Below are 12,652 nucleotides of genomic sequence, written 5' to 3' on the forward strand. Positions count from 1 at the left end.
AACTCGGCCCATCATCGGGGGTCCCCCCGCGGTGCCACCGCCCTGATCTGCGACCTGGTTGGGCTGCTACCATTGGCGGAATCTTGTCTGGTCTCTTGGGGGAATTTCTTTGCGCGTCCGCGATATTTCACGCTCTCTTACGGCATTGATCGCGGCCGCCGCGATGCTCCTGGCCGCTGCCGTCACTTCACAGGCAGCCCCGCCCGTGCAGCTCACGTACGCCAACGCGAACTACACCATCAACACCGCCGGCGGCTCGCCTTACATCGGCACAGCCGTGGTTCCCCTGACGGCAACAACGTGGGGCACGGTGAACAGCAAGGGCGTGGTGCAGATCAAGATCAACAACGTGGTGGTCTACCACCCCGTGAACAGCGCGTGGTTCGTGAACCAGATGCTCTCCTCGTACCGCGTCACCAAGAACCCCGAGTACCTGCGCCGCGCAGACGCCACCACACGCTACATCCTGTCCGGCTCGTTCTCGGACGCCAGCGGAGCCACCTGGTTCCCGTACAGGTTCAGGCACACGCCGGGCAACAAGATCAACATGGGCATTCCCTGGTATTCCGGCATGGCCCAGGGCATGATGCTCTCCACGCTGGTGAATCTGTACGAAACCACCGGCAACACCTACTGGAAGACCCAGGCCGACCGCGTCTTCCGTTCCTACCAGGTGCCCAAGAAGAACGGCCAGCCGTGGTTCCAGGACCAGGTGCTGAAGGGCAGCAAGATCTATATGTGGTTTGAGGAATACGTCGGCACGAACATTCCCCCCAGCCACGTGGTCAACGGGCACATCTATGCGGCATGGGGAGCCTACGACTACTACCGGCTCACCAAGAATCCCACGGCGCAGTGGATGTTCAACACCGCTGCCACAACCATCCGCGACCACTTCACCAGCTACCGCCGGCCCGGAACCATCTCCTGGTACGCTGCCAGCCCGTTTGGCCAGTACGTGTGGCGGGCCCCCGCGGGTTACCACAAGGGCGTCACCAACCAGCTCGCCATCCTGGGCCGGCAAACCGGGGACCCGGCGTTCGCCGCCCAGTCGGCATTGTTGAAGGCCGACTACTCTTGACGCACCTGCGCGGATCCGGGTAGCACCTCAGGGCGTTCTCAGCCCTGATAACGCCCGGATGTGCTACCCAGCCGGGGCTCCGCAACCTTTACAAGCCCAGCCGGGAAGCCCACAATAAGTCGCACCACAGCCTCCACTGACTCAGCAGAGCGCTGCTACTGGACCTGCGAAAGCAGAGGTGCGCGGACATGAAGGACGAAGTCGGGGCGGACAAGGCCCTGAAGGAGAAACACCGGGCCATGTGGGCGCAGGGCGATTACCCTGCCCTTGCCACCGAGCTCCTCCTGGATCTGGGCGCCATCCTGGTGCAGGCCTGCAACATCAAACCGCGCCAGCGTGTCCTGGACGTGGGCACCGGCGCCGGCAATGCGGCCATCCCCGCGGCCATGATGGGTGCGCGGGTGATTGCCAGCGACCTCACCCCCGAGATGTTCGACGCCGGGCGGCGGCAGGCTGCCGACCGCGGCGTTGAGCTCGAATGGGTGGAGGCCGACGTCGAAAACCTCCCCTTTGCGGACGGCGAATTCGACGTCGTCATGTCCTGCCTCGGCGCCATGTTCGCCCCGCACCACCAGGCGAGCGCCGACGAATTAGTCCGTGTCTGCAGGCCGGGCGGGACCATTGGGCTGCTGCACTGGACCCCCGAGGGCTTCATCGGGCAGATGTTCTCCACCATGAAACCCTTCGCTCCGCCGCCTCCGCCCGGCGCCCAGCCGGCCCCCCTGTGGGGCAGCGCAGACCATGTCCGTGAGCTGTTCGGCGACCGGCTGGGCGAGATCCGGGCGCAGAAGCGGACCGTCGCGATCACCAGCTTCCGCCAGCCCGAAGACTTCCTGCACTATTTCAAGTCGCACTACGGACCCACCATCTCCGTGTACAAGTCGCTGTCCGGTGACGGGAAGAAGGCCAAGGCCCTGGACGACGCGCTCACGGAACTTGCCAACACGTACATCGAGGCCCACGGCGATACGCCCGCACAGATGGAGTGGGAGTACCTGCTGCTCACGGCGAAGGCCAACACCAAGCCCCAGGAAACCGGACTGTGACGGCCTCCCCCGCCTCGCGCCGCGCCCTTGAGGTGGCCTCCATTCCGTCCTTCCGGAGGATCACCGAGCACCTGAACCATTCCACCTATGCCCGCCGCAAGCACGTTCCCGGCATCTGCGACTTCACCCTGGGCAACCCGCACCAGATGCCGCAGGACGCCTACGTGGACGCCCTCCGGGACGCTCTCCATCCGCACGACGACCAGTGGTTCGCCTACAAGACCAATGAGGTGGATGCGCGGGAGGCGGCGGCGGATTCCCTGGGCAGGCTGCTGGATGTTCCGTTCGAAGCCGAGGACCTGTACCTCACCACCGGAGGCTTCACCGCGATCGCCCTTGCGCTGAAGGCGGTTGCCGATCCGGGCGACGAGGTCATCTACAGCCTGCCGCCCTGGTTCCTCTACGAGCCGCTCGCGGTCGAGGCGGGGCTGGTACCGGTGAAGGTCCGGATCGACTTCGAAACCTTCGACCTCGATCTGGCGGCCATTGAAGCGGCCATCACGGAGCGGACCCGAGTAGTGATCATCAATTCGCCGAACAACCCGACCGGCAGGATCTACCCGCCCGAGCTCCTCCGCCAGCTGGCCACGCTCCTCGACGAGGCGTCGGCGCGGATAGGCCGGCGGATCTACCTGGTGTCCGATGAGCCGTACAACAGGATCGTCTTCGACGGTGCGCGATTCCACAGCCCCGCCGAGTTCTATCCGTTCACGCTCCTGGCCTACTCGTACGGCAAGACGCACCTGTCGCCGGGCGAGCGGATCGGATACCTGGCGCTCCCCCCGAGCATGCCGGACCGCAAGGAACTCGGGGCTGCGGTCGAGGCCATGCAGCTGGCCATGGGCTGGATCTACCCCAACGCCGTGCTGCAGTACGCGCTGCCGCGGCTGGAGACGTTCACCATCGACGTCGGACAGCTGCAGCAAAAGCGGGACCGGCTGGTCCAGGAGCTGGGCGGCATGGGGTACCGGCTCCGGCCCTCAGAGGGCACCTTTTACCTGTTCGTCCAGTCCCCCATTCATGATGACGAGGCCTTCACCGAGGCACTGGGCCAGGAGGACGTCTTTGTGCTGCCGGGCGTCCTGTTCGAGACACCGGGGTTTTTCCGGATTTCGCTCACGGCCAGCGAGGACATGGTGGAGCGCAGCCTGCCCCACTTCCGGGCGGCCATCGAACGGGCGGGGCAGGACCGCCCGGAGGACGCCGACATCAAGCTGCCCACGGGCCTGATCCCGGTCGTTCCCGCCAACCCCAGAAAACTCCCCTGACCGGGCCATCCCCCATTTTGGTGGCCTAGGTCAACTTTTTTCCCAGCCAGAGCCCCACCTTTTCCCAACCTCCCAGTGCCAGCGTGGCCCTGTGCCGCTCCTGACGAAGGCGGCAGGCGAATTGGGGTGAGGCGAGTGGCAGGCGCTACACATTTCCGGCCATGGCGATGAGGTCTCGGCCACGAGGTCCGGGCCATGAGGTCCCGGCCATGAGGTCCCGGCGATGAGCGGGGCCCCCGGCCGGCATCGCGCCCGCAGCCGCCACCGGCTTGGCAAAGCAGCCACCCGGACAGTCCCCTGGCCGACGGAGGCCCGCGGCCGGCTCCTCATCCTCTGCGCCGCGATAGTGCTGACCGCAACAACCGTCTACGCGTCAGCCGTGGCTCCGTCACCGGCACTTTCACGGGCCGTGCCGGCAGCGTCGCCTTTCCCCTCAGGGACCCCTGCACTGCAGGCAACCAAACCGGTCCAACAAGCTCCGGCACCATCTCCCGGCAGCGCAAAACCGACCAAACCCCAGGCCAAGGCCAAGGCAAAGGCCACGGCCACGGCCACGGCCACCAAGCGTGCGGCACCTTCCCCGCCCGCCGCCGTCGTCCATCCCTCCCCGGCAACGCCAAAGGCGGCCCCCGCCCCGCCAACACCAAAGGCGGCGCCCGCGCTACCGCAACCGGCGCCGGCGGCGCCCGCCGACGCGACGCTCGGGGAACAGCTCAATGCCATCATTGCGGCCAACAGCCGGTACCAGCTGGGGGTGGCCCTCGTTGACATGTCCGACGGCGTTGTCCGCCAGTACGGCGTCCGGGAGAAGTTCGTGGCGGCCAGCACGGGCAAGATCCTTGCCGCGGCCGCGTATTACCACCTCGCCGAGGCCGGTGTCCTGTCCCTCGCGGCGCCGCTGGGCAGCCAGAGTGCCGCCTTCCAGATCCGGCAGATGATCCAGCAAAGCAACAACACATCCTGGGCCCTGATCCTCGGCGCCATCGGCCAGAACGGGATCCATGATTACGCGGCGTCGCTCGGCATTCCGTACGACAGGACCTTCAACACCCTGTCCCCGGCGGAGACGGCCAGGGTTCTGACACTGCTCTACACGGGCCGGCTGCTCAGCCCGGCCCACACCGCCGAGCTGCTGTCCTACATGCAAAACACCAACTACGAGACACTGATACCCGCCGCAGTGCCGCCGGACGTCACCGTCTTCCACAAGTACGGGCTGCTCGACGGGAACCTGCATGACGCGAGCATCCTGGTCCAGGGCCGGCGCGCCTACGCCTTCGTGGTGTACTCGCTGGGAGCCAGCGTGGCGGAAATACCCGTACAAACGGCCATCATCCGGCAGCTCACCCGGGCGGTTGTGGAACAGGTGTTCTGACGCACGACGGCGGTTCCCGGCAGAAGCTTTCGGGCTGCGGGCCAGCGGATCCCCGGCAGGATTTCCGGGGGTGGGGCCGGCGGCCCGTCTTGGCGGCGGCCTAAGTGCCCCCGGCAGAAAGAGTGGGGGTTGCCGGCCCGGCATGTCAGGGGGGTGCAATGCCGGGCCGGCCAGCTGGCCGAGCGTCCACTCGCGGCTGTGGCGCCGGACCAGATAGAAAGATCGTGCCAGCCGTTCCTAGGAAAATCCCGTTTAACCTTGGGAAACGCAGACCCCCAACCCACCAGCGGCCGCCCGCCGCCGCACACTGCAGGCGCACCTTCCCGCTGGGGGGACCCCGCCTCCTCAGGACTCCAAGGTCCACCAGCAAATCCACCATGGAGTACCGGAACAATACCGGCAGACGGCATTCCCCTTCACACCGGGATTTGCCGGCAACGCCGCCGGTCTCAGCGCATGCCGGAAGGGCCCGCGGGGCGGCGCAGGTGGAAGGTAAATATGATGATGAGCCCGGACCCGTATTCACCAGGTGACAGCCATTGGCAGTCCCCCACGCCGGAGAGGCTACCTGCCCGGCACGCCGCCGGCGTACCCGCAGCAGCTCCTGACCCGGCCCGTGGCGGCCACCGCCCAGCCCAGCACGCTCCCCGGGGCGGCATACTGCAACGCCAGCTGATGCGGCTCATCGGCGAAATCCTCGGCGACGAGGGCCTCGACCCGGAGACCCGGCTGTCGCTGCTCAGGAACATCTCCGAACATCCCGGACACCCGGAACGGGCAATGCTGGCGCATTTGCACGAGATGAAGGACAGAAGCTGACCATGAAAACCAGAGCAGCCCTGGCGCTATCGGTGGCCGGGATCCTCGTGACCGGATCCGCCGCCCTCGCCGTCAACACGCAGGTTCTGAACACCACACCGGCGGGCACCGGCAACGCGAACAGCATCCTCCTGCCGACCAACTCCGGCAATTCTCCGGCCCCGGCCGCCATCGTCGGCGCGAAAGTGACGCCAAGGGTGACCTCCACGGTCGGCGGCGGCAAGACACCTCCGGCCGCCGCGAAAACTGCCGGCACGCCGAAGTCCGGTGACGACGGGGGCAGGCGCCGGACGTCGTCGTCCACCGAATCGCGTTACGTCGGGGACGATAGAGGCGGCATTGTTACAAAAAAGTCCGACGCCGGCACTTCCACTTCCCGGCCCACCGGCGACTCCACTTCGCAGTCCGACGCCGGCCCTGCCGGTTCCCAGCCCGACGGCACCGTCGGCTCCCAGCCCAACGCGAGCCCCGCCGTCGTACCCGTCCAGGCTGGCGACGACAAAACCGGCCTCCGCACGGCCCCACAACCGGGCGATGACAAGGGCGGACAGCGCAAGGCGTCTCAACCGGGCGGCGACAGCGGCGGACACGGTTCGGACGACTAAAGCGCGACTTCCGACGGGGGCGGAACCGTCCACGCGGGCCTTCTGCACCCACGCGGAAGACCCTCCTACATCGGCTCCATTACATGAGTGTGAGACCAGATCTAGCATCGACACGCCAACGAATTGGTAACTCTTTCTTTGCTTAATCCATAAATCAACCTGTATCGTATTCATTTAGGTAGACCGAAACGCCCCTGGAACCGCAAACTCCAGCAGCCTGCGCCCTGCATCGCAGCGCGCCAGCCGCTCCCGGCTCCTAAATAAATCCCCAACCAAGCCCAGCAATTCCCTGCTGTCCGGAACAACCCGGCCAGCCAGCTCCCGGCACCATTCAGGGGAGCACAACAGTGATGAAAGGCCGGCATTATGTACGCCGACACCCGCACCACCTTGACCCGCCCTGAAACCCGAACCGCCACCAACCCCGCATCCAGATACCAGCCCCGGCACCCTGCCGCTCCTGCCCGCCGCAACCGCGCCGCGCTCAGGAAGGCCACCCCCCGAAAGCAGACGATCCGGCTGTTCCTGCTCGGCATCCTCTGCACCGCGGGCTGGCTCGCGTCCGTCCTGGTGGGGCACTTTGTGGAGTTCGGACCTGTACTCCACCGCATCGGGCTCGCCGGGCACATCCTCGCCCTCGTGCTGGCCTTCGGCACCATCCTTGTTGTCGACTGGCTGGGCCTGCTGTGGCTCTTGGGCAAGGTGCACATGCATGCATCTCCCAAGCTTGAACGCGCAACTAAGCCGCTGATCTGGGGCGGCCTCGCGCTGCTGCTGGCATCGGGAGCGCTCATCCATCCCGACATCACCAACCCGGTGACCGCTGTGAAGCTGGGCTGTGTGCTCATCCTGATGCTGAATGGCCTGAGCATCGCGCCGGCCATGCACAAGATGTTCGCGCTTCCCCGGGATACAAGCTTCAGCGAGCTGGGCAGCCGGCTGCGCACGCGTCTGCTGATCGCGCTCAGCATTTCGCAGGCGTGCTGGTGGACGGCCGTGCTGATCGGCCTCGTGAACAGCACGCTCCGCCGCTGGGCCGGGAGCTAAGCAAACCGTAACGGCCCTCGTGCCGCCGCCCAACTGACTCGCAGTTGTTGTCGTTTTCAGCCCTCAAAACGACAACAACTGCGAGTCAGTTGGGTTTGGCGTCAGTAGTTGCGCCGGTGCCTGAGCCTGGGAAGCACGACGGCGAACACGCCTGCCGCCGCGAACCCCAGTACCCCGGTGGCCGTCACTCCGGCGCCGAGGGAGGCTACCGCCGTCACCGCGGAGAGGAGCACCGGGCCGCCGGTGGATCCGGCGTCGGCCATGAACCGCCAGAGTCCCAGGAACTGCCCGCGGCCGCGGTCTGGCGAGAAGTCGGCGCCGAGTGTCATCACCAGGCCGGAGCTGATGCCGTTTCCGAAGCCGATCAGCAGGGCCACGAGCAGCAGGCTGGTGAACCCGGCGGTGAGCGGGATCAGCAGCAGGGCCACGCCCATGATCAGCGTGGACGGTATGGCCACCCATTGCCTCCCGCGCCGGTCCATCACCTTGCCCGCCGGGTAGAAAACCAGCATGTCGATCGCCCCGGAGAGCCCGTAGACCAGCGAAGCGTGCGTGGGGTCGAGGCCCAGGTGGTCGGCCCACAGGGGGATAACCACCTGGCGGGAGGCGCGCAGGGCGCTGAGCAGCAGGATGCCGGTTCCGGCCGTCAGGAAAACGCCCGCGTGCGAGACGGCCACGCCGCGCAGTGTGGGCTCCGGGCCTGTCGTGGCGGAGGCCCCGCCCACAGCCACGAGGTCGGGGACGGTCACGGCGAGCACGGCGGCGGCGGCCATGCCGGCCACCCCCACCCAGTACGCGCCGCTGATGCCAACGAAGGCGATGGCGGCGGCGCCGATGAACGGGCCGATAAACGTGCCGATGCGGCTCACACCGCCCAGGGTGGACAGGGCCCGGGCGCGGAACTCCACGGGCACTGCCTCCGTGAGGTACTTCTGCCGGGCCAGGCTGAAGACTGCCGCGGACATTCCGACGACGGCCATCGCCACCGCGAGCAGCCAGAGTCCGTTGCCCATCACCAGGGACACCCCGGCGGCCAGCAGGGCCAGTGCCCCCGCCGCGGCAGCACCCACGATGGACCACCGTTCGCCGAACTTCAGCGTGATCATCGAGGCCGGCAGGTTGAAGAACCAGGAGCCCAGGCCGATCAGCGTGACAATCAAAGCGGCCACAGCTACGGACGCACCCAGCTGGACGGCGGAAAGTGCCACCACCGGCAGGATCGCGCCCTGGCCGGTGCTGAACAGGAGGGCAGGGCCGAACGCCGGAACAGCAATGCCGCGGAGGCTAAAGGGCGGCGGGCTGTCGGGCGGAGGCGAAGTCATCACCCTCATCCTAGGCGCGGGCGGTGCCGCCGCCGCGGAAACCCGGGCGCCACGAGTCCAGAATCACAAACAATTTGATTTACAACGTCACAGCTTCATAGGCCGCGCTTGGCGAAACTACTAAGTGTGCTTAGCCTTGTGTCAGGGCGAGGCGCGCGGACCCCAACCGGACATCGAACATGGTTCGGAAAACTGAACAGCCGCAGGAGTGATCATGGAAGTCTGGCCGGGCAGCGCGTATCCACTGGGTGCGACCTTTGACGGGATGGGGACAAACTTCGCGCTCTTCAGCGAGGCGGCCACCGCCGTCGAGCTGTGTCTGATAGCCGGCGACGGCACCGAGACGCGCGTGGAGCTTCTTGAAGCGGACGGGTATGTGTGGCACTGCTACCTGCCCCAGATCCAGCCCGGCCAGAAGTACGGGTACCGGGTCCACGGGCCCTACGACCCCGCCAAGGGCCAGCGCTGCAATCCCAACAAGCTCCTTTTGGACCCGTACGCCAAGGCCGTTGCCGGGCAGGTGCACTGGCACCCGGCGATGTTCTCCTACAACTTCGGCGCCACCGCCTCCCGGAACGACCAGGATTCGGCGCCGCACACCATGCTGGGCGTGGTGATCAACCCGTTCTTCGACTGGGCCGGAGACCGGCCGCCCCGGATCCCCTACCACCGCTCGGTCATCTACGAGGCGCACGTCCGCGGGCTCACCGAACTCCACCCCGAGGTACCCAAGGAGCAGCGCGGCACCTTTGCCGGCGTCGCCCATCCCGCCGTCATTGCGCACCTGCAGCGGCTGGGCGTCACGGCCATCGAGCTGATGCCGGTGCACCAGTTCGTCAATGACGGGACGCTGCAGGAGATGAACCTCAGCAACTACTGGGGCTACAACACCATCGGCTTCTTCGCGCCGCAAAACACCTACAGCTCGATCGGCCAGATGGGCCAGCAGGTGCAGGACTTCAAGGCGATGGTCCGCTCACTGCACCGTGCGGGGATCGAGGTGATTCTCGACGTCGTCTATAACCACACGGCGGAAGGGAACCATCTGGGCCCCACCATGAGCTTCAGGGGGATCGACAACGCCGCGTACTACCGCCTGCTGGAGGATGACAAGCAGTACTACGTCGACTACACGGGCACCGGAAATACCCTGAACGTGCGGCAACCCCACTCCCTGCAGCTGCTCATGGATTCGCTGCGGTACTGGGTCACCGAGATGCACGTGGACGGGTTCCGCTTCGATCTCGCCGCCGCGCTGGCCAGGGAGTTTTACGACGTCGACCGGCTCTCCACGTTCTTTGAACTGGTGCAGCAGGACCCGATCGTGTCGCAGGTGAAGCTGATCGCGGAGCCGTGGGACGTTGGACCGGGCGGGTACCAGGTGGGCAACTTCCCGCCGCAGTGGACCGAGTGGAACGGCAAGTACCGCGACACCGTGCGGGATTTCTGGCGCGGCGAGCCGGCCACGCTGGGCGAGTTCGCGTCGCGGCTGACGGGGTCCGCGGACCTGTATGAGAGGTCGGGGCGGCGGCCGGTGGCGTCCATCAACTTCGTCACGGCGCACGACGGCTTCACGCTGCGTGACCTGGTGTCCTACAACGAGAAGCACAACGAGGCCAACGGCGAGGGCAACCGCGACGGCGAATCGCACAACCGCTCGTGGAACTGCGGTATGGAGGGCCCCACGTCGGATCCCGCCGTCCTGGCACTCAGGGCGCGGCAGCAGCGCAACTTCATCGCCACCATGCTGCTCTCGCAGGGCGTGCCGATGATCCTGCACGGCGACGAGCTCGGCCGGACGCAGCAGGGCAACAACAACGCCTACTGCCAGGATTCCAAGCTCAGCTGGGTCAACTGGGACGCCATCGACATGCCGCTCATGGACTTCACCGCCGCGGTGAACCGGCTGCGCGCCCAGCACCCCACGTTCCGGCGCAGCACCTTCTTCGACGGCCGGCCGGTGCGGCGCGGCAAGGGCGAGAAGCTGCCGGACATCGTGTGGCTGAACGAGGACGGCACGGAGATGCTCCCGGAGGACTGGGGCCGCGGCTTCGGCCGGACCATCGGCGTGTTCCTCAACGGCGACGGCATCCAAGGCCGGGACGACCGCGGCCGCCGCATCACCGACGTGAACTTCCTGCTGTACTTCAACGCGAACGACGACGACATCAAGTTCACGCTCCCGGCCGGCGAGTTCGCCGAGGCCTGGGACATGGTGATCAACACCGCCGGGACAGGAGTGGAACGCGGCCCTGTCGACACCGGCTCGGTGCTGAAGGTGGCCGCAAAGTCCATGGCGGTGCTCCGCGCCCGCGACCTCGCCCAGCCCGAACCCAACCTCTCCCTGGCCCCCGGCCTGCAGTCCCCCGGCCCCGCCTGAAACCGACGCTCCCTCACCTCCCGCCGCCTTTCCCCAACGCTCCCTCACCTCCCGCCGCCTTTCCCCAACCCTTCCTCACCTCCCGCCGCCTTCCCCCCAACGCTCCCTCACCTCCCGCCGCCTTCCCCCCAACCCTTCCTCACCTCCCGCCGCCTTTCCCCCAACCCTCCCTCACCTCCCGCCGCCCAACAGGCCGGCACGACGCAGGTCACGCGGAAATCACCCGGCGGAAACCGCCCGGCAATGTAGCGGCCCCATCCTGAAAGAGCGCCAACGGCGCGACAGGACCAAAGTGCCCGACGACGGCGCCAGGACGGAGCTCGCCATGCACGAATCAGCCGCGACCGGCAAAGAAGCCGGCCGCATCATCGACTGCCGCTACCTCTCGCCCGGCGACGTGATTGAGGCCCGCTACAACGGTCAGCTTTACTACGTGGGAACGGTGACGGAAACCGTGCCTGTCCTTGGCATGTTCTGGATTTTCGAGGCCAGGGGCGGGACCCGGAAGCTCATCGATCCGCTGGCCGTGCACGTCGTGCGGCCGGCGGCCGGCGGTCCAAACGACGTCGCAAGCCAGTGACGTTTGCCACGACCGACATCGCTATGTATTTTTACTCTCACAGCAATCTTCCGGGCGGCATTCAGGTAAAACTGAGGTCTCGCCGTCGTACACCGGATGATTAGCAGCACGAGCGTCTCTCCAGCCTGGTCCAGCCGGAATCTTCGGAGCAACAGCCATGAGCCGTTCTGCTGCGCGCTGAACCGCCGGGGCTGTCCCGGGGGCCACTTCGTGTTTGGGGGACGCACACACCATGACCGTATCCAAATGGGTCGCCGCCGGTTCGTCAGCGGCTGTGTTCGCTGGCGGGCTCTTCCTCGGAGCCCCCACGGCCGCCGCAGCGCCGGGCGACGCCGCGTGCGTGCAGGCATCCGGCCAGTTCGAGGCCGCCCTCTCTGCCGCCGGCATCACTGAAACCACAGTTGCCGATCTCGAGTCCAAGGCCGCAGTCGCCGCCGACGCCGAGTCGGGGTATCTCGCGATGGTCGAAGCGGCCGGAGCGATCCCCGCCGCCGAACTCGCCACGGCTCAGGCCGCGCTGGAGGACGCCATCGCAGCGACCGACGCCGCCGAAGCGGCAGAGGAAGAGGCCGAGGATTCGGGCGATCCGGCCGCCATCAGTGCAGCCCAGGACGCCACGAAAGCGGCCGAAGAGGCCGAAGACGCCGCCCGGCAGACCGTAACGGACCTGACCGCGGCGTACGACGCAGCCATTAACACGCCGGAGATCATCGCCGCCCAGGACGCCTTCAACGCAGCGGCGGCCGACTTCGACGCCGCGCTGGCCGCCGTCTCGCTCGATGAAACCTCCGCCGCCGACCTCGCGGGTCTCTTCGAGGCGTTCCTGGCGGCATGCAACCCGGACTCCACCGGTGTTGACCCGGCGGTCACGCCGCCGGTGAACGCACCCGTTACTGTCCCGGGAAGCACGACGCCGGCCGTCGCCAATGCGGTCGACGTGACTCCCGCCGGGGGCGGCACCGCGGCGGTCGCCACGAACAGGGGCCTGAACGTGCAGACCGCGGCAGAAGCCGAGCCGGGCGTTCACCCCGGCCTGGCGCTCCTCGCCGGTCTCCTGGCGGCGGGCATCGCTGTGCCCGCGGCCGTGGCCATGAGGATGCGCCGCCTGGAGCGCGCCCGCAGGTAAGCA

The 12,652-nt window shown here is 67.0% G+C and carries 11 protein-coding genes; 10 read left to right on the forward strand and 1 reads right to left on the reverse strand.

Annotated elements, in window-relative coordinates; translation table 11 throughout:
• Positions 1 to 109: 109 nt before the first annotated feature.
• The 7 genes from ACFRAU_RS08815 (at position 110) to ACFRAU_RS08845 (ending at position 7,241) form a co-directional block, all read left to right on the forward strand.
• A complete protein-coding gene (locus ACFRAU_RS08815; protein ID WP_377999593.1) occupies positions 110 to 1,081 on the forward strand; it encodes a D-glucuronyl C5-epimerase family protein in 972 nt (323 codons plus the stop codon).
• Positions 1,082 to 1,269: 188 nt separating this feature from the next.
• A complete protein-coding gene (locus tag ACFRAU_RS08820; protein WP_377999594.1) occupies positions 1,270 to 2,127 on the forward strand; it encodes a class I SAM-dependent methyltransferase in 858 nt (285 codons plus the stop codon).
• Positions 2,124 to 3,395, forward strand: a complete 1,272-nt coding sequence (locus ACFRAU_RS08825) for an aminotransferase class I/II-fold pyridoxal phosphate-dependent enzyme (protein WP_377999595.1) — start codon at positions 2,124 to 2,126, stop codon at positions 3,393 to 3,395. Before ACFRAU_RS08820 ends, ACFRAU_RS08825 begins: the two co-directional genes overlap by 4 nt.
• 223 nt (positions 3,396 to 3,618) lie before the next feature.
• Positions 3,619 to 4,770: a serine hydrolase gene (locus ACFRAU_RS08830; RefSeq protein ID WP_377999596.1), complete on the forward strand. Its 1,152-nt coding sequence runs from the start codon at positions 3,619 to 3,621 to the stop codon at positions 4,768 to 4,770.
• 501 nt (positions 4,771 to 5,271) lie between these two features.
• Positions 5,272 to 5,589 carry a hypothetical protein gene (locus ACFRAU_RS08835; protein ID WP_377993639.1) on the forward strand — a complete coding sequence of 106 codons (318 nt, stop codon included), beginning with the start codon at positions 5,272 to 5,274 and terminating at the stop codon, positions 5,587 to 5,589.
• Positions 5,590 to 5,591: 2 nt separating this feature from the next.
• The gene (locus tag ACFRAU_RS08840) at positions 5,592 to 6,194 is read left to right on the forward strand and encodes a hypothetical protein (RefSeq protein ID WP_377999597.1); all 603 of its coding nucleotides are present in this window, start codon (positions 5,592 to 5,594) and stop codon (positions 6,192 to 6,194) included.
• 366 nt (positions 6,195 to 6,560) lie between these two features.
• The gene (locus tag ACFRAU_RS08845) at positions 6,561 to 7,241 is read left to right on the forward strand and encodes a hypothetical protein (protein ID WP_377993635.1); all 681 of its coding nucleotides are present in this window, start codon (positions 6,561 to 6,563) and stop codon (positions 7,239 to 7,241) included.
• 101 nt (positions 7,242 to 7,342) lie between these two features.
• On the opposite strand, the gene ACFRAU_RS08850 is transcribed toward ACFRAU_RS08845, so the two are convergent.
• Complete coding sequence (locus tag ACFRAU_RS08850) at positions 7,343 to 8,563, reverse strand: MFS transporter (protein ID WP_377999598.1); 1,221 nt, start codon at positions 8,561 to 8,563, stop codon at positions 7,343 to 7,345.
• Positions 8,564 to 8,777: 214 nt separating this feature from the next.
• Here ACFRAU_RS08850 and glgX point away from each other — a divergent pair, with 214 nt between their 5' ends.
• The 3 genes from glgX (at position 8,778) to ACFRAU_RS08865 (ending at position 12,649) form a co-directional block, all read left to right on the forward strand.
• Positions 8,778 to 10,943 carry a glycogen debranching protein GlgX gene (glgX, locus tag ACFRAU_RS08855; protein ID WP_377999599.1) on the forward strand — a complete coding sequence of 722 codons (2,166 nt, stop codon included), beginning with the start codon at positions 8,778 to 8,780 and terminating at the stop codon, positions 10,941 to 10,943.
• Between the two features lie 325 nt (positions 10,944 to 11,268).
• Positions 11,269 to 11,523 carry a hypothetical protein gene (locus ACFRAU_RS08860; RefSeq protein WP_377999600.1) on the forward strand — a complete coding sequence of 85 codons (255 nt, stop codon included), beginning with the start codon at positions 11,269 to 11,271 and terminating at the stop codon, positions 11,521 to 11,523.
• A gap of 232 nt (positions 11,524 to 11,755) precedes the next feature.
• A complete protein-coding gene (locus tag ACFRAU_RS08865; RefSeq protein WP_377999601.1) occupies positions 11,756 to 12,649 on the forward strand; it encodes a hypothetical protein in 894 nt (297 codons plus the stop codon).
• Positions 12,650 to 12,652 lie beyond the last annotated feature (3 nt).

Source organism: Arthrobacter sp. NPDC056691, from assembly GCF_042791415.1.
Lineage (GTDB): Bacteria > Actinomycetota > Actinomycetes > Actinomycetales > Micrococcaceae > Arthrobacter.